Annotated in this window: 18 protein-coding genes and 3 pseudogenes; 10 read left to right on the top strand and 11 right to left on the bottom strand. The window is 69.8% G+C overall.

Annotation, left to right across the window (positions count from 1 at the left end):
- Positions 1–117: 117 nt before the first annotated feature.
- From FHS38_RS33970 to FHS38_RS35900, 3 genes are all read right to left on the bottom strand, one after another.
- Positions 118–327, bottom strand: a complete 210-nt coding sequence (locus FHS38_RS33970) for a hypothetical protein (RefSeq protein ID WP_184740320.1) — start codon at positions 325–327, stop codon at positions 118–120.
- Between the two features lie 2,242 nt (positions 328–2,569).
- Positions 2,570–3,037 (bottom strand): ester cyclase, encoded by a 468-nt coding sequence (locus FHS38_RS33965; RefSeq protein WP_184740319.1) that lies wholly within the window; start codon positions 3,035–3,037, stop codon positions 2,570–2,572.
- Positions 3,038–3,052: 15 nt separating this feature from the next.
- A complete protein-coding gene (locus FHS38_RS35900; protein ID WP_229822914.1) occupies positions 3,053–3,553 on the bottom strand; it encodes a hypothetical protein in 501 nt (166 codons plus the stop codon).
- On the opposite strand from FHS38_RS35900, the pseudogene FHS38_RS36495 reads away from it, so the two are divergent.
- Positions 3,488–3,685 (top strand): annotated as a pseudogene (locus FHS38_RS36495) (cytochrome P450); the annotation flags it as partial. The gene FHS38_RS35900 and the pseudogene FHS38_RS36495 sit on opposite strands and share 66 nt — an antisense overlap.
- A gap of 240 nt (positions 3,686–3,925) precedes the next feature.
- Here the strand turns inward: FHS38_RS36495 and FHS38_RS33955 are convergent.
- From FHS38_RS33955 to FHS38_RS33935, 5 genes are all read right to left on the bottom strand, one after another.
- A complete protein-coding gene (locus FHS38_RS33955; RefSeq protein WP_184740317.1) occupies positions 3,926–5,176 on the bottom strand; it encodes an MFS transporter in 1,251 nt (416 codons plus the stop codon).
- A complete protein-coding gene (locus FHS38_RS33950; protein ID WP_184740315.1) occupies positions 5,173–6,429 on the bottom strand; it encodes an ATP-grasp domain-containing protein in 1,257 nt (418 codons plus the stop codon). The genes FHS38_RS33955 and FHS38_RS33950 overlap by 4 nt, the downstream gene beginning before the upstream one ends.
- 122 nt (positions 6,430–6,551) lie before the next feature.
- Positions 6,552–7,568: a guanitoxin biosynthesis L-enduracididine beta-hydroxylase GntD gene (gntD, locus tag FHS38_RS33945; RefSeq protein WP_184740313.1), complete on the bottom strand. Its 1,017-nt coding sequence runs from the start codon at positions 7,566–7,568 to the stop codon at positions 6,552–6,554.
- Between the two features lie 53 nt (positions 7,569–7,621).
- The gene (locus FHS38_RS33940; protein ID WP_184740311.1) at positions 7,622–8,917 is read right to left on the bottom strand and encodes an ATP-grasp domain-containing protein; all 1,296 of its coding nucleotides are present in this window, start codon (positions 8,915–8,917) and stop codon (positions 7,622–7,624) included.
- A 2-nt stretch (positions 8,918–8,919) separates the two neighbouring features.
- The gene (locus tag FHS38_RS33935; RefSeq protein ID WP_184740309.1) at positions 8,920–9,999 is read right to left on the bottom strand and encodes a hypothetical protein; all 1,080 of its coding nucleotides are present in this window, start codon (positions 9,997–9,999) and stop codon (positions 8,920–8,922) included.
- Between the two features lie 310 nt (positions 10,000–10,309).
- Here FHS38_RS33935 and FHS38_RS33930 point away from each other — a divergent pair, with 310 nt between their 5' ends.
- The 3 genes and pseudogenes from FHS38_RS33930 to FHS38_RS33925 all read left to right on the top strand — a co-directional run bounded on the left by FHS38_RS33930 (position 10,310) and on the right by FHS38_RS33925 (position 11,721).
- Positions 10,310–10,747, top strand: coding sequence for a hypothetical protein (locus FHS38_RS33930; RefSeq protein ID WP_184740307.1), 438 nt, complete (start codon positions 10,310–10,312; stop codon positions 10,745–10,747).
- A 94-nt stretch (positions 10,748–10,841) separates the two neighbouring features.
- Positions 10,842–11,102: pseudogene (locus FHS38_RS36575) on the top strand (helix-turn-helix domain-containing protein); the annotation flags it as partial.
- Positions 11,103–11,232: 130 nt separating this feature from the next.
- Positions 11,233–11,721: a DUF4265 domain-containing protein gene (locus FHS38_RS33925; RefSeq protein WP_184740305.1), complete on the top strand. Its 489-nt coding sequence runs from the start codon at positions 11,233–11,235 to the stop codon at positions 11,719–11,721.
- Between the two features lie 77 nt (positions 11,722–11,798).
- Here FHS38_RS33925 and FHS38_RS33920 read toward each other — a convergent pair whose 3' ends face one another.
- Positions 11,799–12,668 carry an IS5 family transposase gene (locus tag FHS38_RS33920; protein ID WP_184740303.1) on the bottom strand — a complete coding sequence of 290 codons (870 nt, stop codon included), beginning with the start codon at positions 12,666–12,668 and terminating at the stop codon, positions 11,799–11,801.
- 1,611 nt (positions 12,669–14,279) lie between these two features.
- On the opposite strand from FHS38_RS33920, the gene FHS38_RS33915 reads away from it, so the two are divergent.
- The 3 genes and pseudogenes from FHS38_RS33915 to FHS38_RS33905 form a co-directional block, all read left to right on the top strand.
- Positions 14,280–15,179 carry an SDR family NAD(P)-dependent oxidoreductase gene (locus FHS38_RS33915; protein ID WP_184740301.1) on the top strand — a complete coding sequence of 300 codons (900 nt, stop codon included), beginning with the start codon at positions 14,280–14,282 and terminating at the stop codon, positions 15,177–15,179.
- Between the two features lie 555 nt (positions 15,180–15,734).
- A complete protein-coding gene (locus tag FHS38_RS33910; RefSeq protein WP_184740299.1) occupies positions 15,735–17,021 on the top strand; it encodes an MFS transporter in 1,287 nt (428 codons plus the stop codon).
- 112 nt (positions 17,022–17,133) lie between these two features.
- Positions 17,134–17,515: pseudogene (locus FHS38_RS33905) on the top strand (transposase family protein); the annotation flags it as partial.
- A gap of 41 nt (positions 17,516–17,556) precedes the next feature.
- Here the strand turns inward: FHS38_RS33905 and zapE are convergent.
- Entirely contained in the window at positions 17,557–18,630 is a 1,074-nt protein-coding gene (gene zapE, locus FHS38_RS33900; RefSeq protein ID WP_184740297.1) for a cell division protein ZapE, read from the bottom strand.
- Between the two features lie 44 nt (positions 18,631–18,674).
- The gene (locus FHS38_RS33895; protein ID WP_221495690.1) at positions 18,675–21,218 is read right to left on the bottom strand and encodes a PEP/pyruvate-binding domain-containing protein; all 2,544 of its coding nucleotides are present in this window, start codon (positions 21,216–21,218) and stop codon (positions 18,675–18,677) included.
- 63 nt (positions 21,219–21,281) lie between these two features.
- Between FHS38_RS33895 and FHS38_RS33890 the strand changes: the two genes are divergently transcribed.
- From FHS38_RS33890 to FHS38_RS33880, 3 genes are all read left to right on the top strand, one after another.
- Positions 21,282–21,905, top strand: a complete 624-nt coding sequence (locus tag FHS38_RS33890) for a hypothetical protein (protein WP_184740358.1) — start codon at positions 21,282–21,284, stop codon at positions 21,903–21,905.
- A gap of 67 nt (positions 21,906–21,972) precedes the next feature.
- Positions 21,973–22,860 (top strand): LysR family transcriptional regulator, encoded by an 888-nt coding sequence (locus FHS38_RS33885; protein ID WP_184740352.1) that lies wholly within the window; start codon positions 21,973–21,975, stop codon positions 22,858–22,860.
- Between the two features lie 615 nt (positions 22,861–23,475).
- Positions 23,476–24,135 (top strand): hemerythrin domain-containing protein, encoded by a 660-nt coding sequence (locus FHS38_RS33880; RefSeq protein ID WP_229822911.1) that lies wholly within the window; start codon positions 23,476–23,478, stop codon positions 24,133–24,135.
- The last annotated feature ends 702 nt before the right edge of the window (positions 24,136–24,837 follow it).

The following is a 24,837-nucleotide window of genomic DNA, read 5'->3' as shown; positions in this document are numbered from 1 at the left end:
CAGAGTCGGCGGCTGCGGGCGCGGCGTAGGCGTGCGTGGTGCTGAGACCGCCGCCGCCTTCACGCCGCTCGCCCCAGCGCGGTCGGTGGGGCCGGCGGAACCCGCACCGCCCTCTCCTTACCGGCCGTGCCCCCGGCCCCGTACAGCCGCGCACTGCGGCGTGCTGCCGCGGGCACCAGCACGCCTGTCACAGGCACTCGGCGGCCGGGCCGGCGAGAGCCCGGTCTGGGCGGCGTCGACCACCTCCGACGGCAGATCACCGGGCTGGAGCTGTCGGTGGTCCAGGTCGGGCTGCGGCAGGGCGAGGGCGGAGTCTGCAGAGGACACCCTGGGCAGCGCCATTGGTGGTGCCGGTCAGGCAATGCTACGGACGGGGACGGAGGCGGCCTTGGCGAGTTCCGCCGTCCGGCCACCGCCGTCCCGGGTGAAGACGTCGGTGGCCTCCCCGCGGCATTTCTTCAGACGCCCGGTAACCGCCCCGCGTGGTACCGAATCGGCGACGGTCCATCACCACAGGGCATCGACAGCGACGTCGGTCTCGGCTCGCCACCCGGCCACCGGTCCACCACCACGCCCCCAGGCCGGGAGACCGGGCGCCGACACCCAACCACCAACCCACCACCACAACATCGAAGGCAAGATCACTTCCCTTCCTTCGCAACGAAGACGCCAGGGCGCAACAACGCCTTCGATATCGGCAGCCGGAACGGGCATGAAGCCCGTGCGAGACCCCTTCGACGAAGTCAGTGCCCGCCCCGGTCAGTCCACGTGCCTGACCATCAGGTCCTCCGGCTGCCGATCTCGAGGCCGCTGAACACGATCCCGGCGGCCTGGGAACGTGGCGCGGAGCTGACCTCGGCGACGGCCGAGCACTGGGCGACGAGCCGGCGCACTCCCCCACCACGGGCATGCCGTTACCGTCAACACCGTCAACCCCCTCCGTCCAGAGACGGCGGCGAGCCAGCCGGGCGTTCGCGCAGGTCCCGGCAGCACAGGCGCAGCTGCGGCCCTTCCCGAGGGCGGCGGCCGGGGCACGATACGCACAGAGGATGTCCGGCCTGCTGGCGTAGGCACAGGCGGACAGGGCCAAGCCCGGTTGGTGTCAGCAAGCGGCCCCGCACAGGATGCGTGAGCCGTATCCCGCGGCCGGACGCGCTGGCGACTGTCCGGTCCCCCGGGGTAGCGAGCGGGACCCGGCCCCTGGGTGTGCCGAAGCACAGTGGCTGTCACCGACGGGTTCGTGCCGGCTGGCCATGTGCGCCGGGCGAAGCAGAGGACTTCTCACCACCGAGGCACGCTGCTTGTCACCGTCGGCGAGTCTGCGGCCTTGTTGCCGCCGTCAGGTTACAGCGGCTGTCCGCACGGTGAACGCGATCCTCACCTGGTGGTTGTGTCGGCATGCCCGAGAGCTGCGCCCGTGACGTGCGCACCGGCGTACGGCAGTTCGTCCCCGGGAAGCATGGCCGTGATCTCGGCCGGCCCGACCGCGTCCGGAACACCGTCGATCCACAGGAAGACACCGAAGGGACGCCGGCCGGCCGTTGGCTTCGCCCAGTCGCCCCGGTTCCCACCGGGAGCGCCTCACACATCGCCGGGGGGCAGGCAGCCCGAGCCCTCGCCGCCTCGGCGCCGCCATCAGGGCAAGAGTACGCGCTTGCGCCCACGGGCCCTCCCCTCAGCAGCCTCGTTCGCCTGGCGGCAACAAGCAGGCCTTGATGACAACCATCGTGCTCCGGCTCACCGACCCCAGACGGCGGGGTGCCGGCGATGCCTCGTCCCGTCTTACGCTGGTTCCAGGGCAGGTGTCCGCTGGGCCGGGACGATCCGGTCGCCGGACGCTGAGCCCGTGTGCCTGGCCCCCTTGACCCTGGGGTGAGTGACGGCCGGAGCCGCATCACCGAGAGCACGGCTCCGGCCCCAGTCCTCCCAGCTGTTCGAGCCGGGGTGAACTCCCGCGCACTCCGGATGCCGGTGAGGACGTTTGGTGCGAAGGCTCCGCGGAAGGGGAACCGCCCGTCCCCGCACCACGGCCGCCGCCGGCGATACCACCCGGCGGCGGCCCACAGTCTTGCCTCGCAGGGTATGGGGGCGGCATTCCCCCTGATCCTGAACTCTGCGACGAGATCCAGGAGTTCACGGCGAAGGCTGTGGTGATGGGTGTGCCGCCATACGTTGACGACTGCGGTGTGTTCGCGGGTCTGTCACGGTTTCGGACGGCCTTCTATGGGTGTCTGTCCGCACGGGCGGACGCTCTCTTCGAGCGGTGCGACGCGCTGCTGTGCCAGGACGGGCGGTGAGAACGCCGGTGGTGTTGTCGCTGACCGCCGAGCACCGCCGGGGCTACGGCTCGCTGTACGGGACGCTGAACCACGGCCGCCCGGACGCGGACCGGCTGCGGGGCCTTCTGGTGTCACTGCCGTTGCCACGTGTCGGCGGCGGATCGTGCTCAGCGTGGATGTCTGCGCGTGGCTGCGCTCGGACACCGCCTGTTCGCCGGAGCGGCTGTCCTGTCACGTCCATGGCCGTTCTCGTGAGGCCGTGCAGATCATCGTCATGTTCGGTTGGCCGGTCAGTTCGTCGTGGTGGTGGATGTCGTGACGGCCGATGCGAAGTCGGGCTGTACTCCCAGCTGGTCGAGCATGACGCTGAGGCCGACGTAGCAGTTGAACTCCTTGATCTTGCCGTCCTCGATGTGCCAGAAGTCGGCGGTCGGGATGTCGAGCTTGGCGCCGGTCGGCTGGATGATGCCGGCGGGCGTCTCGAACGGCCCGGTGAAGGTCCCCTGGATGGACAGCTCGACGGCGACGATGTTCCCCATGACGTGGAACCGGTGGAGCTCGCGGTGGATGTCAGGGGCCAGATTGCCCATGAAGACGACCAGGTCGCCCAGGTGCTCGCCGCGGTTGGTCTCGCCTGCGACGACGTTGTTGAACACGCCGTCCCCGGCGAACAGCTCGATGAATCCCGGTACGTCCATGGTGCTGCCCTCGGCCGCGTGGTAGGCGGCGCGGACCACAGCTTCTGGGTCGGTCGTCATCGCGTTCTCTCTCCTTCAGTGAAGAAAATCAAATACGTGGCGGGGCAGCTGCCGCTGCGGGCGATCTGCGACCTGCTGGACGTACCGCCGGGTGACCGTCGGCGGCTGCTGGACATGGCATCGTCTGCGCTCGGCTCGGACAGCGAGCACGGACTGCGGCAGGACTCCTGGGTCTCCCGGGGCGAGATCCTGCTGTACTTCTGCGACCTCGCGGCCCAGCGTCGTGTCGATCCGGGGGACGACATCGTCAGCCTCCTCACCCGGATACGGGTCCAGGGCGCACCCCTGAGCGGCGAGGAGGTGATCCTCAACTGCTACAGCCTGATCCTCGGCGGCGACGAGACCACCCGCCTCGCCCTGGTCGGCGGGGTCGCCGCCCTCCTGGACAACCCGGCGCAGTGGGCCGCGTACCAGGCCGGTGACGTCGCCACCGGGACGGCGGTCGAGGAGGTGCTGCGCTGGACCACGCCGACGCTGCACGCGGGCCGCACCGCCGGGCAGGACTTGACGCTGCACGGCCATCACATCAGGGCCGGGGACGTGGTGACCCTGTGGAACGCCTCCGCCAACCGGGACGAGCGGGCCTTCGACGAGCCGGACGCCTTCCGCCTGGACCGCACTCCCAACCGGCGCCTGTCCTTCGCGTACGGCTCGCACTTCTTCCTGGGGGCGTTCCTGGCGCGGGCGGAGATCGGCGCGGTGCTGGAGGACCTGCGGGAGCGGGTGGGCGAGATGGCGCCCGCGGGGCCCGCGCAGCGCCTGTACTCCAACTTCCGGGGGGGGCCTGGCCACGTTGCCGCTCACCTGGCGGCCCCGGCGATGACGCGACAGCGGCTGTCCGCCCACCGGGGAGGCGGGTGGACAGCCGCTGTCGCAGGAGGCCGTCGGCTACTCGGCGGCGCTCACGGGCACGCGCACGCCCCGCCGCTCGGCCGCCCCGCCGCCTCGCAGGAGCAGCACGCCGAGGCCGGTGGCCGCCGAGGTGACGAGACCGCAGATGAGGAAGGCCTGGCTGACGCCGAGCCCGGCGACGGCCACCCCCGCAACGGCGGCGCCGATGCCCGCACCGCCGTTGCACGCCACACTGGCCAGGATCGCCCCGTGGGTCTTGGCGGCGGCGCCCACCGTCAGGTTGTCGGCGAGCAGATAGGCGGTCATGACGGCGGGCCCCATCGCGATGCCTACCAGGACGAGCAGCGGCAGCGCCAGGGCGAGACCGTTCGCGGTGGCCATCAGGGCGGCGCCCGCGGCGAGCAGCAGACTGAGCACCATCAGTCGGCGCGTGGCGCTCGCCTTCCAGGTCCGCCGCCCGTAGACGAGCGCGGCGAACGCGCTGCCCAGGGCGAGCGTGGCGAACAGCCCGCCGGACAGCGAGGTGTGGCCGGTCTCCGTGGCGAAGCCCGGGATCACCACCTCCACGGCGCCCAGCGTGAAGCCCACGCCCACGAAGACCACCAGGAGCCAGCGCATCTCGCGGGCGACCTGCCGGATGTGGCCGCCGCCGCTCTTCTCGTCCCGCGCCGCCCCAAGGCGCCCGCGCTCCGCGGCGGACGCCATGAGCAGCCCGCCGAGCACGCACACGGCGCCGCTGACGAGCACCGCGAGCCCCGCACCCGACAGGGCCACCGCGGCCGCCGTGATCAGCGGGCCGACGATCAGCGTCGACTCCTCGACCACCGAGTCCAGACCGAAGGCCCGCGAGACCCACTCCTCGGGCAGTTTGCGCGACCAGCCGACCCGCATCAGCGCCCCGAACGGCGGCACACTGCACCCGGCCAGCGCCAGCAGCACGGTCAGCAGCCAGGAGGGGGCACCGCTCTCCCCGACGGGCACCAGGAGCAGCAGCGCCGCACCGCTGAGCAGCGACAGCGCCAGCAGCGCGGCGCTGTGCCCCAGCCGGACCGACACCCACGAGCGCAGCGGCCCGGTCAGCACGTTGGCGATGGAGTACGCGGCCATCGCGATACCGGCGACGGAGAACGAGTCGGTCGCCTGCTGTACGTACAGGACGACTCCGACCGGCATCATGCCGAAGGAGACGCGCCCGATCAGCGACCCGGCGAAGAGCCGGGGAACCCCCGGGGGCCGCAGCAGCTCCCGGTAGCCGGGCGCGCTCTCGTCGGTCGTTGTCGGGCTCACGCCGCTTCCACCTCCAGGACGAAGTGGTCGAGGACCGCCTGCATGCGCTGCTCCACCTCGTCGGCGGTGGCGCCCTCGACGTGGACGTAACCGGTGCTGGCGTGCGAGGCGCGCGGCGGGTCCAGGAGGTCGCCCGGCCGCGCGGTGAGATGGGCGCCGATCACACCGGGCAGCTTACGCAGCTCCTCCTCGGTGCTGATGGCCACCAGCCTGCCGGGCCGGGTGGGCAGCAGGAGGTCGCCGACGGCGCGGTCCTGGGTGTAGCGGGGCTCGGGCACCCGGTCCAGATAGGTGTCGAGGACGACGTTGAGGAAGTCGAAGCCGTACGCGAGACCGTGGTTCATGGGCACCTCGCAGCCCGACAGGCGGGCGGCGACCTCGCTCATGTAGAACTCGCCGTCCTCGGTGAGGAAGAACTCGCCGTGCAGATAGCCGTACGGGATGGCGAGGCCGTCGGTGAGCTGCTGGGCCAGCGCCTTGGCGTCGACCTCCAGGGACTCGCTGGGCGCGTAGGTGATGTTGGCGTTGATCGCGCCGTCCAGGACCTCCAGGATCGGCGCCGGGTTCTTCGACAGGTAGGCGTCCACGACCTCGCCTCGGGCGATGACCGCGCACAGCTGGAACTCGCGACCCCGGATGAACTGCTCGACCATCCAGTGCAGTTGCGGGTCGAGGGCGGGGATGTCGGCGAGGCCCTCGGCGGAGTCGATGCGGTAGGTGTTGATGCAGGAGTCGGAGTCGATGGGCTTGAGGATGACCGGCCAGCCGTGCGCGTCGGCGAACGACTCGACGTCGGCGAGCGTCTTGACCGGGCGGTAGGCGGGGTGGGCGATGCCCAGCTCGGCGTACCGGTCCTTCATCGTCATCTTGTTGCGGACCCAGGCGACCTGCTCCTGCGAGAGGTGCGGCAGACCGGCGAGCTCCGCGAACTTCTGCGCGTCGGCCTGGAGGGCCTCGTTGGGGTTGCAGAAGTACGTCGGCACGACACCGGTCTCCCGCACCCAGCGGGTGTAGCGCTCGGCCTCGCGCTCCAGCGGGGCGGAGGTGTCCAGGGTGAAGGTGGGGACGGCGGCGGTGCGGTCCTTGTACTCCTGGGTCAGCGCGACCGAGTCGAAGCGCAGCAGGACTACCGTCACGTCGTCGCGGCTCAGGACGTTCTCGGTGAAGGTGGCGCGGCGGCTCTCCACCAGCAGGACGACCGGGCGGTCGGCGGGCACGGAGTGCGGTTGGCGGTCGGTTGTCACAGCGGTCATGTCGGGGTTCCTCGGTACGTGGTGGGGAAAGGGTGCCGTCGCGGCCCGCGCACCCGCGGCGGCACGGGGGAGCGGGTGCGGGTGCGCGGGGAAGGAGTGCGGGCCGGGCGCCCTGCGGGCTCTCAGCCGATGACGCGGGTGGCGTCGTCGGTGCGCCCCGGGCGGGTGCGGCGCAGGTCACGGACGACGTTGACACGTTTGAGCCAGCGGTCGTTGCCGTCGAAACCGGCCCGGAAGGGGCGGCGGCCGTGCACGACGTTGCGGTTGTCGACGAAGCAGACGTCCCCGGTTCCGATGAGGACGTCGGCAAGGTTGGCGTCGAGGTGCGCGACGATCCACGCGAACGCCTCGGCGGCTTCGGCGTCGCCGTCCTGCGCCTGGAAGAAGTCGCGGTCGATGCGCAGCACGGGCCGGTCGCGGTGGCCGTCGAGGACGGCGACCGGCGCCATCGGCGGGGCCGAGGCGTCGAACTCGTGCGAGGCGTCGGGCAGCGCGACGAAGCGCGGCTCGGACAGCACCCGGGCGATGTCGGCCGGCACGAGATGGGTGTCGACGTACGAGAGGGTGGTGGGGACCTCGGCCAAGTTGCGCAGCGAGAACAGGCCCACCCAGTCGGCGCGGTGCGGCGAGAAGGCGTCCTCGGTGTGCCAGCCCAGTTCCAGCTCGCTGGAGGCGGAGATCAGGCTGTGCTCGTAGCCCTTGCTCGGCAGGACGTCGGTCACCAGGCGGCCCGACTGCTGGGTGGCCCAGCCGATGACGTCGCCGAGCAGCGACGCGTAAAGCGCCAGCAGGCAGCCGTAGGCCTGGCTGGGCTCGGTGTTCGCCTCGCTCCAGTGGGCGGGGGTGGCGCCCAGCGCGCTCTGGTCGATGACGTTGCCGCGGATCATCGTCGCCCGGGTGCGCTCGTCGCGCCGGGCGGTGTTGAGGTGATCGCGCACGGCGAGCGGGAGGCGGTGGGCGATGACCGGCGCCCGGTCGAGGAAGCGGGGGTCGTCGGCGGACTTGAACTCCTGGGCGCATTCCGCAGCGAGGGCGTGGGCCGCCCGGGCGTCCTGCTCGCTCAGGTCCAGGATGTGCAGCCCGGAGTACTGGTCGCTGCCCTGCGGGTGATCAAGGGACGGGGTTGCCGTATCGCTCATGGTGTACCTCAAGAAAAGTGCTGGTGGCTGCGCTGTGCGGGGTCGCCCGGGGGCTAGCCGTGCCCCTGACTGTCGGAGCGCACGGTGATGAACGGGAAGTCGAGGACCGCCGCGAAGTCGGCGGACACGCGCGCGTAGTCGTCGCCCGTCACGATGAGCAGACCTGCGGGCTCCTCGAAGCTGGTGCTGCGCGTGGTCTGCTCGCCCACCGCCACGAACCAGTTCACGTCGATGGAGCTGGACAGCTCCGGAAGCCGCAGCTCGGCGATGACGCCGTCCGGCTTGGGAACGTACGCCCAGAACGAGTACCGGCCCCGCTCGACGGGGTCGAGCTCGTAGGGCACACCCGACTTGATGCGCTGGTCGATCTCCAGGATGTCGACGCCGAACGCCTCGACGTACCGGCGGACGACGTCGCCGCCGGGCGCGCGGTTGGCGGTCTCGATGAAGACGACGCCGCCGTCGGGACGGACCATGGCCTCGGTGTGGGTAACACCGCTGTGCACCCCGAGCGCCACCGACGCCAGATGCGCGCACTCGCCGACGGCGCGGCCGACCGGATCGGCGGGCGGCACCGGCAGCGACCCCACCGTACGGCCGCTCATCATGTCCAGCATGCTGGAGTTGAAGCGCGACACGAACGACGCGATCCTGCGGCCCTCGTGGTAGAGCGTCTCGCAGTGGTACTGCTCGCCGCTGATGAACTCCTCGGCCTCGAACGCGCCTTGGTTGGCCTCCAGCACCGCCCGCACATCGGCCGCGTTTGCGCTGGTGTGCACCTTGCGCACGCCGGAGCTGCTGGCCATGTTCGTCGGCTTGATGATGAAGGGATGCCCCAGATCGCCCAGGAGCCAATCAAGATACGCCTCGGGCTCGCGCCGGAACCGGTCCCGGTCGAAAGGAACGTTCTTGGGGACAGTGACGGTGGCGGCGACCGCGTGCTTCATCGCCAGTTTGTCGCGGAACCCGTTGGCCTCGCTCACCGAGGCGCCGGGAATGCCCAGCTTCTCGCGCACCTGCGCGGCCGCCAGCGGCGTGTATTCGCCGCAGGAGATGACGGTGACGGAATCGCGGTCGAAGTCCGGCCCGCACACCCGCGTCACACAGTCCAGTGCGGCGGCGACGTCGATACAGCCGGGGTCGTACGGACTGGGCTGCGCGGGCAGAACGAAGAGGTGGTCGAAGGCGTCACTGACGAAATCCGCGCCAACGACATCATCGGAGGTGACACACACGGTGGTGAGCCCCAGCGCCTGACGTTCCTTGGGGAGATCCAGCCGACCGAAGGCGCGTATGGAGGAGGCGGAGTCGAAGAAGTAGAAGACGACCCGGTTTTGCTGCTCGCTCATGGTCAGTCCTCGCCGTCGATGTAGACGACATCGAGCGTGCCGTGCCCATTGGGGGTGGCGCTGGCCGGCAGCTGATAACCGGGGTTCCAGCGCAGCCGGTCCTCAAGGCGATAGGAAGTCCGCAGCGTCAGCTCGTGCCCGTTCTTCCCCAGAATGGTGCCGTCGTAGAGGGTGACCTTGCCGATGTCGGTCATCACCGTGTACTTCGGCTTGGCCAGACCGCTGAGGAACCCACTGGTGCTCAGCTCGCGGGCGAGTTCCAGCCCGCGGTGCACGCTGGTGCGGAACTCGTCGGTGCCGACCATGGGAACGGCGTGGAAGAGGTAGTGCGGGATGAAACGCAGGGTCCGCTGCCGGTCGTAGAGCTCGATCAGCGTCTCGATGTCGTCGTTGACGCCCTTCAGCAGGACGTTCTGGCTGTAGAGCCGCGCCCCGCAGCCCTGCAGCTTCTCGAGCACCTCGACGGCTTCCGGCTGGAGCTCGTACCAGTGGTTGATCTGCAACGAGATATCGAAGTGGAACCGGTCGGCGAACTTCTCGAACACGGCGTAGGTGTCCGCGGTGAACGCCGTCGGATTCTGCACGGGAAGACGGCTTCCCATACGTACCGTGGTGATGTTGGGCGCGTACTCGGCGACGGTGGTCAGCAGCTGGTACAGCTTGCGCGGCGAGATCAGCGGGTCGCCACCGGTAATGAGGATCTCGCGCAGGTACGCGTCCTTCCTCAGGTACTCCCCGATGGCGGTCATCTGGCCCTTGCCCAGGGTGTGCGGATTGTACAGACCGCGCACGCAGAACACGCACTCACTGGCGCAGGCGGAGAGCATGTCGATGACGACGACACGCCGGTAGAGTCGCTCCAGCCCCTCCGGGAAGTCGTCGTGCATCAGGGCGTCGAAATGCCGGGTGCTCTGCCCGATACTGGGCATCGTGGACGGCATGCGGAAATACTGGTTGTAAATCCCCCGGTAGGCCCCGGAGTCCTCACCGTGCTCGCGCTCTGCCCGCTCCAGAAGTTCCCGGGTGTACTTGTGCACCCGCGGCTTCTGCGTCTTGGTGATGGCGTCGAGGAGCCCGGCCATATTGTTTCTCCTTGCTGTTGACGCTCGCGCCGGCTTTGCGATGTGCATACAGCCCATGTGGCGGGCCCAAGCCGTGAACGTCACGTTGAACATCCCTCGCCCTGCAGGTCGATGCAGGTGACACGTTCTGGTCTTCTTTTTTCTGACCTTCCATGGCAACTACACATGGTCCGATTCCGTGGCGTCAACCGTGATCTCGGACTGTTAATGTCGGCGCAAAGAAGGGTGGCCGAAAAAATTCCTTGTGGCCGAGATTCCATCACTGCGGTCCATATGCATGGTGCACATGTGGGGAAAGCGTGGATACAGCGTGAAGGCACAGGTCGGGACCGGGGCCGCCCTGTCCCTCGACATCACGTCGGTCGGCCTGAACGGCTCGGGCAACGCCGTCATCTGCCAGGGCGACACCGGCGGACCGGCGCTACGCGACGACAACGGCGTCCCGGAACTCGTCGCCGTCAACTCGCTCTCCTGGCAAGGTGGGTACCTCGGCACCGATCCGGCCGAGACCCGCACCAGCGTGGTCGACGACCTGGCCGCCTGGATCCGGCAGACCGCCTTCCGCGTGCAGGACGACTTCACTAACGACGGCATCGCCGACCTCATGGCCATCTGGGAGGACGGCACCCTCCACCTCTACAAGGGCGACGGCGATGGCCAGCTTCAGCCACAGGTGAAGGTGCACGGACGACAGGTGCCGTCTCAGCCGGGCTGGCCCGGCTCCGAGTCCTGTCACATCCAACGCTGAGTACGGGGCCCACGTGGGCAGTGGCGTCGGTGTTACTGACTTCGACTCATCAGGGTGATCTTTATGGAAGTCGCGGTATGCGAATGGGGGCGGGTTGACCGCGACGGGACGACGGCGCCGCGAGACGGTACGGATCCAGGCAGCTGAGTTGTTCGGGCATAAGGTCAAGCCACCGGAGGCCGCGCGGCGGCTTCGAATCAGCCGGAAGTCGGCCTACCGGTGACGCCAGTTGTAGCGGAACAGCGGCGTGCAGGGCCTGATCTCGAGCGGGGTGAGCGGGGCACGGTGTCGTTTGTCGCCACACTGCCTGGAAATGCTGGCCGCGTACCTGGAGCAAGGGCCGGCCGTGCACGGCTAGGCCGTGTTTTAGAAGCCGATCATCTGGCGGCGATCGGCGATCGCCGCGGGCTGCCAGTCGGGTCCGGAGACACACACCTCCGTGCTCCGCAGTCTGGTCTGGTGGATGCGAAGTGGATGATGGTTCGGTGACGAACATCAGTGACGACCACGTGAAGGTCCATTTCCGCATGGAGATAGACGAGGACGGATGGCCGCCGGCGAGTGTTGAGAGCCTGTGGGCTGTCGACCTCGACGATGGCACGGTGCGGCTGGACAACACTCCCTGGTTCGTCCGCGGAGTCGCCAGTGGTGATGTCATCCGGGTTCAACCGGATGATGACGGTGTTCTCTGGGCCGGAGAAACGGTTCAGCCTTCGCAGAACTGCACCATCCGGCTCATCGTGCTGAAGGACGCCGGCTCAGCCGCCGCTCGGCAGAGCGTGCTGGAGGTCTTCCATCGCCTCGGCACGACGGGCGAAGGCATCGAGCGGTTCGGGATGGTGGCCTTGGATGTCCCGCCGCAGGCAGACCTGCTGAAAATCCGCGAGCTGTTGGAGCACGGCGAGACGAAGGAGTGGTGGCACTGGGAAGAAGGGTGTGTCACTGCCGCCTGGGAAGCCACTGCGCGACCGTGAGGGCAGTGGTGCCCCGTCCCAGCCCGCAGTGAGCCAGGCTGCATCGTTTTCGCGCAGGAACCGACCGCTCAGGCCCGTCATATCCATTCGCCGATCGCGGCGATCAGGACGGTGGCTTCGAAGCGGACGGCGAGCTTGTCGAACCGGGTGGCGACCGCTCGGTTGCGCTTGAGCCGGCTGATCCCGCACTCGACCGCGTGCCGGGCCTTGTAGTCCTCGCGGTCGAAGGCCGGAGGCCGCCCGCCGGCCTTCCCGCGCCGTTTGCGGTTGGCCACCTGGTCGGCCGGCTCCGGGATCGTGCACCGGATTCCCCGCTTTCGCAGGTAGGCCCGGTTGGCATGGGAGGAATACGCCTTGTCGCCTCGCACTCGCAGCGGGCGGACGCGGGGACGGCCGAGTCCGGTGCGGGGCACTCGGATGCCTTCCAGGACGGCGGTGAACTGAGGACTGTCACCGCGCTGTCCTGCGGTGACCAGCAGGGACAGTGGCCGTTGGCCTTGTTCGCAGGCCAGGTGGATCTTGGTGGTGAAACCTCCCCGTGACCGGCTCAGGCCGTGGTCGTCGGGCTCGGTGCGGGTTCCGCCCGGCGGTTCGTTCTGGGCCTGGCCGTCGCGGCGGGCGCCCGCGGCGTGCTGATGGGCCCGGCAGATCGTGGAGTCGACGTTGACCTCCCATGTGATCAGCCCGGCCGCATCCGCCTGGGCCTGCAGCCGGGTCAGCAGTTCGGGCCAGGTGCCGTCGCGTTGCCAGCGACGAAAGAGTCCGTAGACGGTCTGCCACGGCCCGTACTCCGACGGCAGATCCCGCCACGCAGCACCGGTCCGCACCCGCCACCGGATTTCGTCGATCAGCTTCCGTCGGACCAACGACGGCCGCCCCAGCACCGCGACCGGTAACAGCGGCTCCAGCACCGCCCACTGCCCGTCAGAAAGATCCCCTCGTCCCACACCGCGATCATCGCGATGCGGGACGAGGAGCAGAGCCGACTTCCAAAACACGGCCTAGGCGCTCGTGGATCACGGCTCCTTTGAGGAGGATCTCGGCCCACAGCATCGCGTCGATCAACGGCGCGACCTCATCACCATCCGCCGGTACGGCTGCCCGTTGGGCGCCCTCCTCGGCGGTGTTACCGGCGTCTCGCCCGACAGGTACTTGGCGACCGTGCGCCGGTTCAGCCCCGTCTCTTTCGCGATCTCCCGCAGGCTCATCGCGCCGGACTCGTACAGGCCGCGAAACCGCCTCAACTCCAACCAGCGATGCGGATCCAAGACCACTCTCGCCGCCCTCCACCGACCCCGAACAGGACGACAGAAGACTCGCGCGACACCAGCCTCACCGCATCAACAACGGTGCACTTTCATCCGTACGCAGTGGTGCGCGTTCACGGCTCTGGCAAGATTTTCGTAGCCAGAGATCATCTCGGTGACAGGATCGACAGGTCCGCGTAGAGGGCAGCCTGCGGCTGTACTCTTTGGAACTAGCAAACCTGTTACCGCAGTTGGCAGATGTGGTGGTTGTGCCAGCCGATGTTTCCGATGAAGTCGTGGCGGTCCGGGCCCGCACGAAGTCTGGCGTTCCAACGGGATGTACGGGATGCGGTCGCTCCAGTGCGTGGTGCCATAGCCGCTATGTACGGCGCCTCGCCGATGTCGCTCTCGGCGGCCGGCCGCTGCGCATCGACTTGTCCGTAGGCCGCTTGTACTGCGAGAACCCGTCCTGCCCGAAGGTGACCTTCGCCGAACAGGTGCCGGGCCTGACCGTGCGCTACCAACGCCGCACCCCGTTCTTGCAAGGCTTGGTGGAGTCCGTCGGGGTGCTGCTGGCCGGCCGAGGCGGTGCCCGGATGCCGCGGATCCTGAACACCACGCTCTCGCGGTGTACCGTCCTGTCCCAGCTGATGCGGATGCCGCTGCCACCACGGGTCACACCCAGAGTGCTGGGGTGGACGACCTCGCGCTCTACGGCGACACCCTTGGCCCTGAATGTCGACCGCGGTGGCACGCGGGTGCCCATAGCGTCCGTGCTGCCGCACCTGGAAGGCGCGTTCAAGCGCGCCGAGATGGCCGCGCCAGTCTTGCCGGTTGCAAGATCCCGCACCCTCTCAAGGAGTGCGTGAACACTGGTCCCCGGAGTGGTCCAGGTTGCAGCCGAGAACAGCCTGCCCCCGCCGTGCCCGCCCCGAGGACCAGATTGCTCGGCAGGGCGGGCAGCTCTGCCTCCGCCGACTCCGGAAGGCATCCTGAAACGATCAATAAGCCTGAGTTATCGGATCCTGCTGATCTTCGATGTTGATGGTCACGGCGGGGAGCTGGAAGATCGACAGCGGGCCGGAACCGCTGCTCGGTGATCCGTGAGCGGTGCGGCGCCCGTACCGGTGACACCGCACCGCCCAGCGGGACGCCTGCGGCCGCCGGAGCGTGTCGACCGGAGACAAGCCGTTGTCCCAGGGCGGCAGCACGCCCACACACGCAGGAAGAAGACCGGGAGCCGACCGGCGAGCCCGGCACGCCCGCGCACCCAGCCCCGGGCGCCTCGTTCCTCAGACAGGAGTACCGCACATGCTCGTCTCAGAAGAAACCACGAGCCGCGTCTGGTTCATCACGGGCGCCAGCCGGGGCCTCGGCCGCGCCTTCACCGAAGCGGCACTGACGGGCGGCGACCGCGTCGCGGTCGCCGCCCGCACCACGGCCCCGCTGGAGGAGCTGGCGGCCGCCCACCCCGGGCGGGTGCTGCCCCTCGGGGTGGATGTGACCGACCGCGACGCGGTGTTCGCCGCCGTCGCCGAGGCGGTCGGCCACTTCGGTCGGCTCGACATCGTCGTCAACAACGCCGGCATGCTGTCGATGGGCATGGTCGAGGAGTTCACCGAGGCCGAGGCCCGGGCCCAAATGGACATCAACTTCTTCGGCACGCTCTGGGTCAGCCAGGCCGTGATGCCCGCCCTGCGCGAGCAGGGATTCGGGCACCTGGTGCAGGTCTCCAGTATCGCCGCCTTGGGCGGCTTCCCCAGCACCGGCCTCTACAGCGCCAGCAAGTTCGCCCTGGAAGGGCTCAGTGAAGCCCTCGCCGCAGAGGCAGCCAGCTTCGGGGTCAAGGTGAGCATCGTCCAGCCCGGCGGCTACTGGACGGACCTCTACACCGCCATGCGCAACACGAGCCCCTTGGAGGCGTACGCGCCGCTGCGGGAGGAGTTGGCCAAACAGTTCGCCGAAGGCTCGGTCGACAGCGACCCGAAGCTCGCCGCAGCCGCGCTGCTCAAGCTGGTCGACAGCGACGAGCCACCGCTGCGTCTCCTCCTGGGGGGCATGATCTACGACCTCGCGTTCGACATCACCCGCACCCGCATGGACACCTGGGCGGCATGGGAGCACGTCAGTCGCGCCGCGGAACACGCGATCCCCGCTCCCGCCACCGCGGTCGAGGAGGCGGGGACCGGCCCTCAACAGGAAACGCGATGACCCGACGGCCTGGAGACCCCGGCCGAACCAGGCCCTGCGGGCCGCCGAGGGCGCCCGGCCGTCGGCGCCGGGACGGCATGTGCACCGTCGGGGAAGGCCGGCCACCCGGCCGGGCCCGGGGTTGCTGCATGTCGTTCCGTACCGCGGCCGAGATCATCCACCGCTTCAACCACGCCTTCATCGACCACGACGCCTCCTCGCTCGGCGACCTGATCGCCGACGACTGCGTGAGGGAAGCGTAAGTGCCGGCCCCTCGACGAGCCCGACGGGCCCGCTATGAAGGCCGCGCCGAGTGCCTGGAGTTCCGCCAGGCACTCGCCGAGGACCGCATGAGCCAGTTCGAGCCGGAGGCCGTTGTCGTCACCGGTGAACGGGCAACGGTCCGCTGGCGGTACCACTTCGGCGACGGACCCATCGACTCGGTCCGCGGCGTGAACCTCCCGCTGGTACGGGACGGCTTGATCGTCGAGTCCCTCGGCTACAGCAAGGCCACGGGCGACGCCCAGCTGGCCGAGGCCGGAATCCACGGAAAGCAAATCGACTTGAGGAGAGGGTATGAAGGCGAAGGACCGCCGAGTGCCCGGCGAGCGGAACCTGATCGCCGGGATGCTGGTGGACGCGGTGGGCACCGGCATGTACGTACCATTCAGCCTGGTCTTCTTCCAGCGAATCACCGGACTGCCACTGCCGACGATCGGCACCGTCCTGACCGTGGCCGGACTACTGGCGATGGGCTCCATGCCGGTCGGCGGCTGGGCCGTCGACCGGTTCGGTGCCCGACGGGTGCGGCTGGTTCTCTACCTGGTCCGCGGCCTCGGCTTCCTGGCCTTCCCGCTCGGCACCACCCTGCCGGTCTTCGCCCTGGTCGCCACCCTCGCCGCGGCCGGCGCCCAGGCGTTCCCCGCGACCCAGCAGGCCTTGATCGGCGAGCTCGCCCAGGGGGAGCACCGGGACCGGCTGATGGCACTCGCCCGGAGCGTGAACAACGCCGGCCTCGGCGCCGGCGGCCTGCTCGCCGCCGGACTGGTCCAACTCGGCGGTGACCGAGGCTTCCTCGCGGTCGCCTGGCTGAACGCGATCACCTTCTTCGTCGCGGCACTGTTCGCGCTGCGGATCAGGACACCCCACCCGGCCCGCCCCGCGACCGGCCGGCAGCGGTCCGGCTACCGCGCGGTGCTGCGCGACCGCCCGTACGCCGGGCTCACCCTGGCCAACTTCCTGATCGCCCTGGGGTATTCGGCGCTCAGCGTGCTGCTGCCGGTGTACGCCGTGAGCCAGTTCGACCTGCCCGCCTCGGTGGCCGGTCCGCTGTTCGCGGTCAACACCGCGCTCTGCGCCTTCGCCGGCGTGCCAGTCGGTGGGCTCGGCCGGCGCTTCGCCCGACGCACCCGGGTGGCCGCGGTCGGCGCCCTGGTCTTCGCCACCGCGTTCCTCGGCTACGCACTGCTGGGCGGCATGCCCCGCCAGGGCGTGATGGCTGGCATGGTCGGGCTTCTGGTCCTTTACACGATCGGCGAACTGGTGCACAGCCCGAGCGCGGGCGCACTCTCAGTGAGCGCCGCTCCCGCTGAGGCGCGCGGCCGCTACCTGGCCACCTACCAACTGTCCTGGGCGCTGTCCCAGACCCTGGCGCCGTCACTGTTCACCGGGCTGCTGACGGTCGACGGCCGACTGCCCTGGCTGGTTCTGGCGGCGAGCTCGACGGCGGGGGCCATCATGCTGCTCGCCCTGGAGCGGCGACTGCCGGCCGAGGCGGTGTACACCACGACGGTCGGGGCCGTGCCGCCCACACGCGGCGAGGCCGCCGAGTCGGGGAGGCTCAGCCGGGGCCGCGCGGACTAGGTGTATCGATCACGAGCGTTGTTCACGCTGCCTGGTCGAAGACCTCCGGTGTGGTGGAGGCGTCTAGGCTTCACCGCACACGGAGGTCTTCGCGGCGCACCGTAATGCCCGGCTGACCGTTCACGGCAGACGGATCCTGGTCGAATGTCCTCGCGGGCCGTCCGATCGCGCACGTTGCCGCAGAGGTGGGGGATATTCCGGCCCACCGCCCACAAAGGGGTCCGCCGCCGGCGGACCGAGGTGATGCGGGCCTGCACGACCGTTCCAGCCGGCTCTGCACGACCCCACACCGGACAGCCGCCGTGATCGAGACCCGTGTCTGCCGCCTGCGGACCGACTGCAAGCTCGGCCCGGCACGGATCGGCCCGATCCTGGGCCTTCCCGACTCGACCGTGCACCGCATCCTGGTCCGGCACGGTCTGAACCGCCTGGCCTGGCTCGACCGGCCGACCGGCGAGCCGATCCGCCGCGACGAACGTGCCAGGCCGGGAGAGTACTACCGCAAACCCGGCCTGGGTGCCGCGGCGGCCCGGGCTCAGTTCGCGCGTCGGAGCATCGCGAGCCGGCTCGTCGTGCGGTCCAGGTCGCGGGTCAGGGATTGGCCGTCGGGGAGGGAAGTCAGTGGGTCGGAGCCGATGAGGATCAGCCGGACGTCGCGGTCGCAGGCGACGTCCACGAGGTTCGCGAACCGCTGCCGTCCGTCCGTGGAGGCCTCGGCCAGCGGGGGTACGCCGTCCATGACCAGGGTGCCGAAGCGTTCGGCGAGGGCCAGGTAGTCGGGCACCGCCGTCGCGGTCTCGCACAGCGCGTCGAAGCCGAGCCACACGAGTTCGCCGCGGACCGCGCGGGCCGGGAGCTCCCGCAGGTGGGCCTGGACGGTGGTGGCCTCGGCGGGCGCCGGGACGGTGAGGCCCAGCGCCTCCAGGGCGGTGTCCCCCGGGGGGAGGCACAGGCCCGTCGCGAACCGGCGGCCGCCGGCCGCCGGCCGAGGCGCGGCGAGTCGGCGGAAGTCCACCGGACCCGTAACGTCAAGGACGTCCATCCGTTCCTCTATGAGCTTGATGGTGGGCTCGAACAAGTGGTGGTAGAGCGGGTCCGGCATCAGTCCGGCGGGCGGGTAGTTGGAGGTCGTGACCAGGGTGATCCGGCGGTCGAGGAGCGTCCGGAAGAGGCGGGCGATCAGCATCGCGTCGCCCGCGTCGTGTGCGTGGAACTCGTCGAAGACCAGGATCCGGCTATCCCCGATCAGCTCGTCGAGAGCGCTGTCGACGGCGCTCTGCCCGTCGTGGCGGGCGCCCGGTCCGGTCACTCCGTCGTGCAGCCTCCGGAAGAAGTCGTGGAAGTGCAGCCGGCGTTTGCGCCGGGCGGGCAGCCCCTCGTAGAAGGTGTCCACCAGCCAGCTCTTGCCCCGACCCACCGGGCCCCAGACGTACAGGTCGCGAGGCGGCCTGGGGAACGTCCAGGCCGGCCGGGCGAGTTCGGCCGCCAGGCGGGCCAACCGCTCGACGGCGGCTTCCTGTGCCGGGGCGACTGAGAATCCGTGCCGCGCCGCGGTCTGGTGGAAATGGCGGCGCATGGCCTGTTCGTGCTGGGGCACCGGTCTGCTCATCCGTTCGTACACTGGGTTTCGGGGTCGGGGCATCGGCCGAGCGGTCAGGCGGGTTCGGAGGTCGCGGTCGCCGGCTCCAGGACGTCCACCGTCCCGCGGCCGCCGTCCACCCGGATCCTGTCCCCCGTCCGGATCCGCGTCGTGGCGTTTCCGCATCCGACCACCGCCGGAATGCCGAGCTCCCGCGCCACGATCGAGGCGTGCGAGAGGTTCGCGCCGACGTCCGTCACGATCGCCGAGATCCGCGTGAACAGAGGTGTCCAGCCGATGTTCGTCACTGTGGTCACCAGGATCTCGCCCGGCCGGATGACCTCGCCCTCCTCCACGGCGGCGACGACCCGGGCGATGCCCTCCACCACGCCGGCGGACGCGGGCGAGCCCGCGACCGTGTCCGTGGCGGGTGTCGTGTCCTGCGCGTCGAACAGGTCGGCCCGCCGGTTCGGGTCGGCGGCCCAGGTCTGCGGGTCGAACTCGCCCCGGATCAGAGTCGGGTAGGTGGGAAGCTCGCGGTAGCCCTCGTACGCGGCACGGCGGGCCGGCACCGCGGCGAGCGGAGTCCGGTCACCGCCGAGCACGGCGAGGATCTCCTCGCGGGACAGGAAGAACAGCTCCTCCCCCGCCCCGCTGACCTCGCCGGCACGCAGTACGAACGTGCGCAGCAGCCAGAAGACGCGGGCGACCTCGGTACGGGCGGCCTCCCGCAGGCGTGCCGAGGCCGCCCAGGTGTCCACCGCGACGCGTATCCCCGTCACCCGCCGGGGGTGTTCGGCGGCCAGGCGGTCCCATGCCGCCGCGCGAGCGGTGGTTTGCCGTGCGAGCCGCAGTGCCGCGTCCTCCTCGACCGTGCCGAGTGCGGAGAGCTGCCGGTCGATCCACTGCGCGTCCTCGGCGGGCCGCGGGAGGGACACCTCGAACTCGTGCGGGCCGCGGTGACCGTACGCACGGGTGTAGGTGTCGCGGTCGGTCTCCCCGCGGGCGAGCCGTTCCAGGCCGAGCAGCGGTCCCATGCTGGCCAGTTGACCCTCGTCGCCGAGGCCGGTGGTCATCAGGTCGGCGTCCACTTCGCCCACCAGGGACTCCAGGGTGCCGCGTACCTTGACGAGGGAGTCGCCGTCCTGGCGGGTGGCGGCCTGGAGCATGTGGCAGCAGCGGCGGAAGTACGGCTCCACCTCCGACTCCCACAGGGCCGACAGGTCCTCCGCGGTCACCGCGGCGGCGACGCGGGCCCGCAGTTCCTCGCAGCGCGCGGGCGCCCCCTCCAGGAACGCCGGCAGCTGCTTTCCGTTCGCGCGAATGCGGCTCAGCACCGCGAACGCCTCGCCGATGGTGTCCCGCCAGACCCGCAGCCGGGATGCGGGCAGCAGCGGAATGGCCATGCCCTCCGGAAGGCGCCCGAACACCAACTCGTTGGCCCGGGCGAACTTCCGGCCCTGCCCGAACGCGGCCGCGAGGGTAGCCGTGACGCTGAGGTTCATGTAGAAGCGGCCGCCGATGTTCCCGTACATCGGGCGTCCTTCCAGGCTGGCCCCGACCATCACATCGCCCATGAACGTCTTGACGAACGACCAGGTCGCGGGCGTCATCACGTCCGGGACGGCCTCGCCCAGGTTGGCGCTCGTCCACAGGGAATCGGTGCCGGTGCTGTCGTTCCACACCTCGGGCCGGGGCGCCGCGACCGTGGTGACCGGCCGTGCCTGCAGGATGCGGAAGGAACCCGCCTCGCGCGCCCACTCGACGTCGCGCGGCTCCCCGTACAACTCCTCGATCGCCATTCCGAACCGGGCCAGTTCACCGGCCTCCTCGGCAGTCAGGACCGGAGCTTCGCGCAGGTCCGCGGGGACCGGCTGCTCCGCGGTGCCATCGGCGGTCGGTACAGTCATCAACTCCTTCGCGGCGATACGTTCCTCCACGACAGCCAGGTTCGCCCGGTCGACGACCAGGGTGTCCGGGGTGACCAGCCCGCTGACGACGGCTTCGCCCAACCCCCAGGCCGCATTGATCACGAGCCGGTCGGCACGCCCGCCGAGCGGGTCGAGGGTGAACATCACCCCGGCGGCATCCGCGGCCACCAGCTCCTGCACCACCACGGCGAGCGAGACGTCCTCATGCGCGATGCCCGCCCGGGCTCGGTACGTGAGGGCGCGATCGGTCCACAGGGATGCCCAGCACCGTCGGACGGCTGCCAACAGGGCGCTCTCGCCGGTGATGTTCAGGTAGGTGTCCTGCTGGCCGGCGAAGGACAGGTCGGGCAGGTCCTCCGCCGTGGCCGACGACCGCACGGCGACCGTGCGCGCGCCGTCGCCGAGTTCCGCGTACGCCTTCGAGATGGCCTGTTCCAGGGCGGAGGGCAGCGGGCCCTCCGCAAAGAGCGCCCGGATGCGGGCACCCGCACCCGTGTTCGGATCGCCGTCCGGTCCGGATGCGGCAGTGAGCTCCGCACGGATGCGGTCGGCCACGCCTGTCAAGGTGACGAATTCCTGGTACGCGGCGGTCGTCACATGGAAACCGCCCGGTACCGGCAGCCCCGCGCGCGCGAGCTCGGACAGGGCCGCTCCCTTGCCACCCGCCATGTTCAACGTCGCAGCCACAGCGTCCAAGGACAGCACAAAGACCATGCTCTGATCCCCCAACTCGACCTCCGAGAAAGGATCATGATCGCACCAGAGGCGACCGCACGACCAGGCCTGTCCGCTGACGAGGCAACGGCGGGGCCGTGGGCGGCGGTCCGGCCGGCGGACGTGTGCCGCGATAATCCTTGGGCGCAGCATCGATTCAGAAGCCGAATCGGGACCAGCCTCGACGTGGCCACCGAGGCCAGCACCTACCGGATCGCCCACGACCTCACCATCTGGATGGCCGACCGAGACTTCCCCGGACGACCCACCCGGCAGACCAGCAACTTCACCCCCAGCCAGATCGGCGTCTTCGCTGCCTACGCCACGACCCGTGGCCGCGCACTGGTGGACCGGGAGCTCTACCTGCACAAGTCCTGGACCAAGGGTGAGCCGGCCAAGCGCCTGGTGCTGCGCGCCCTGGCCTCCGACCAGTTTGAAGCCTTCCTGGCAGTACGGAACTGTTTCGCCCCTGATGTGGTCCTCACGAGCTGCAAGGTGCCGGACACGCGCCTTGAGGAGATCGCCGCCCTGCGGCGGCTCAGTGTGCCGGCACCTCGGCGAGCCCCCCGTACTCGATCCACTCGTGGGTGCGCTATAGGGGCAGGAGTTTGCCGTCCGGCACGCCCGCTCCCGTCAGTGCTCGTGAGCGCGGAGTTATGATCAACATATACTTCTGCGGCTCGACAGCCTGTGGGTTGTCGGCGGAGAAGGACACACGGGGGGTGTGATGGAGCTGCGGGACATCGAGATCTTTCTGGTCCTGGCCGAGGAGTTGCACTTCGGCCGGAGCGCCGAGCGGCTCACGGTCTCCCAGGCGCGGGTCAGCCAGGCCATCCGAAAGCAGGAACGGCGGATCGGCGCCGCGCTGTTCGAGCGCACCAGCCGCACCGTGCGCCTGACCAGCGTCGGACGCCAGCTGCGCGACGACCTGCAGCCGGTCTATGCGGGCCTGCACGAGTCCCTGGAACGCGCCCGGCTGGCCGCCCGCGGTGTCACCGGCAGGCTCCGCGTCGGCATGATGCCGTTCAACGTCGTCGACATGCACCCCTACTGGAGGGAGTTCCGCTCGCGGTATCCACAGTGGGAGCTGGAGATCCGCCAGCTGGCGTACGTGGATCCGTTCGGCCTGCTCCGTGACGACGACATGGACGTCCTCGTCACCTGGCTGCCCGTGGAGGAACCGGACCTCACCGTCGGCCCGGTCCTGTGCACGGAACCCCGGATCCTCGCCGTTGCCGCCGACCACGAGCTCGCCCAGCGGACGTCGGCGCGACTGGAGATGTTCGCCGACTTCCAGCACGTCGTCGCACCCGGCATGCCGGACTACTGGGAGGACAGCTACCTGCCCTTCCACACTCCCCAGGGCCGGCCGATCGAGCGTGGGCGCCCCGTGACCAACGCGGAGGATCTGATCAACCAGGTCGGCATGGGCGAGATCGTCCACTGCTTCCCCAGCCATGTCACTCGGCACTGGGGCATGCCGAACATCCGCTGGATACCCGTCACGGACCTGGCGGCCTTGTCCTTCGCTCTGGTCTGGCGGACCGAGGCGGAGAACGAGCTGATCGGCGCTCTCGCCAACATGGTCCGCGAACTCGGCGCATTGCGGTTCTGACGCGCTGCCACGTCTCGGAGTCGAGGATGCCGCCGTCGCCGGCCGGACGGGCACGGTCCCGGGGCTCCTTCCCTCTGGCGGTGACGGTGTCGGCGGGCACAACGCCGGCATGAGGTCGGGAGACCGGCTGGTGCCCGGCGAGCCGGTGGTCCAGCCGCCCGGGATTCAGGACACTCCGACACCACTGATCGCCGAACTCCTGACCCCGCAGCACCTGTCCGGCCCGGCTCAGATGCCCGGGTGCCCCGTGCTTGGGCGGTCCGGAGCCGTTCGGCTGTCCCGACCGAAGTGCGTCTCCTCCGCCAGGGCCAAGAAAATCTCCCTGCCGCGTCGTTCCACGACCGCCCCCGTACGGCGATAACCGTCGAGTTATCGATCAATGCACGAAGCCTGTGTTGATCCGGACATGGCTCTCACGGGAGGCTTTAGGTACCCGGGCAGGCTGGCCGTCGAGGGCCTCGGTTCCCCCAGCCGTCCTCCCGCCCGGCCACCCTTCCCATGATGCCCCGCTCCGTCAGGCGTGGCTTTCCGCTGCTTTGTTCCTGGAGGAACCAGTCATGGCGCCACTGCCTGACACGGGCTCACCCGGTCACCGGCACCAGGAGTCAGACAGACGTGCGAGACAGGTTCGACATGACCGTGACGTACGCGATGCACAACGCCTTACGAAGGGAGTTGCACTACCTTGCCCGAGCCACCGCCTGCGCCCATCCCGATCCCCGGAACGTCCTGCGCACCACTGCGGGCTGGGAGCTGTTCCGGGGGGCTTTGCATGCTCACCACGCCGCCGAGGACGACGCACTGTGGCCCTCCCTGCGCCAGGCCCTGAACGGCCGTCCCTTCTGCCTGGCGCGGCTGGAGGCGATCGAGGCCGAGCACGCCGCGCTCGCTCTGCTGCTCGAGGCGATCGACCAGACGCTGGCCGGCCCCGATGTCGGGCTAGACCTGTTCGGTGAGCTCACCGGCTCGCTGGTCACCGGTCTACGCGGACACCTCCGCCACGAGGAGGAAGCCATCTTCCCGCTAGTCCAGACCATCCTGAGCAAGGAGCAGTGGGAACACTTCGGGCGCGTCCACGCCCAGCGGATCGAGGCCGACGCGGCACGGATCCTGCCATGGCTCCTGGACGGCGTCGCCGAGCGGACCGTGGCCGCCGTTCTGAGGCAGCTCCTGCCTGAGTCCGCGCACCACACGTACGCGCACCGATGGCAGCCCGCCTACGCGGTGCTCGACCGGTGGGGTACCCAGGGCGCTCTGACCGTCACCCGGCCCTAAGACCGTGTCCTACATGGTCTTAGATCAGCCACCCCGCCATGCTGCCCGGCTCACCGACCCGACGCACCCCCGTTTCCCTTGACCAAAGACATAGGGGCCCCGGGGGGACCACCCGGAGGCCGGGCGCCCCCTCTCCCCCGGCGACACCCGGCCGGAGGGGTGAAGGGCCACTCCTCTCTCCGCGCCGCCCGGCATCGGCACCCCCACCCGCCGCCGCCATGAGACCCTCACCATGAACACCGGCGACGCAGAAAAAACCGGCAGGAACCCGGCACGCCCCGGCACAACGCAAAAAGGGTCCGCTGATCAGGACCACACCGCCGGACAACCCGCCACCGCGGGTTCACGTTCACGTTCCGTGCCCGTTCGCGGCCACACTCACATCCGCCCTCGCGGCCACGTCCCCGTTCGCACTCCGTGCGCGGCCACGCTCCCCTGCGGGAAGACGGGCTTCAGGCAGACCCACCCACCACCGCCCCACCACCGGGCGGCCGTCGGGCGCGGAACGGCGCCGCCGCCCCGGGGGGGCAGGGCGGTCCCCGTCGAGCGGGGCTGCGGGCCTGGTCACGGGCCCCTCCCCGGGGCTCCGCCTGAAGGGCCACCACACCGGCGGGTTAGCATATGAGCGCCGCCTAGCTCGAAAGATGGACCTGTGACTGTCAATGACGACGCGTTCACTAACTGGAAGAGCCGCGAGGAGAT

It is taken from the genome of Streptomyces netropsis, from assembly GCF_014203545.1.
Lineage (GTDB): Bacteria > Actinomycetota > Actinomycetes > Streptomycetales > Streptomycetaceae > Streptomyces > Streptomyces netropsis.
This window is presented reverse-complemented; position numbering and strand designations above follow the sequence as displayed.

Bases quoted from the DNA above. Each gene is read 5' to 3' on its own strand.
- FHS38_RS33965 (WP_184740319.1), bottom strand. From the start codon at position 3,037: ATGACGACCGACCCAGAAGCTGTGGTCCGCGCCGCCTACCACGCGGCC.
- FHS38_RS33890 (WP_184740358.1), top strand. From the start codon at position 21,282: ATGATCGCACCAGAGGCGACCGCACGACCAGGCCTGTCCGCTGACGAG.
- gntD (WP_184740313.1), bottom strand. From the start codon at position 7,568: ATGAGCGATACGGCAACCCCGTCCCTTGATCACCCGCAGGGCAGCGAC.
- FHS38_RS33950 (WP_184740315.1), bottom strand. From the start codon at position 6,429: ATGACCGCTGTGACAACCGACCGCCAACCGCACTCCGTGCCCGCCGAC.
- FHS38_RS33935 (WP_184740309.1), bottom strand. From the start codon at position 9,999: ATGGCCGGGCTCCTCGACGCCATCACCAAGACGCAGAAGCCGCGGGTG.
- zapE (WP_184740297.1), bottom strand. From the start codon at position 18,630: ATGAGCAGACCGGTGCCCCAGCACGAACAGGCCATGCGCCGCCATTTC.
- FHS38_RS33915 (WP_184740301.1), top strand. From the start codon at position 14,280: ATGCTCGTCTCAGAAGAAACCACGAGCCGCGTCTGGTTCATCACGGGC.
- FHS38_RS33940 (WP_184740311.1), bottom strand. From the start codon at position 8,917: ATGAGCGAGCAGCAAAACCGGGTCGTCTTCTACTTCTTCGACTCCGCC.
- FHS38_RS33910 (WP_184740299.1), top strand. From the start codon at position 15,735: ATGAAGGCGAAGGACCGCCGAGTGCCCGGCGAGCGGAACCTGATCGCC.
- FHS38_RS33885 (WP_184740352.1), top strand. From the start codon at position 21,973: ATGGAGCTGCGGGACATCGAGATCTTTCTGGTCCTGGCCGAGGAGTTG.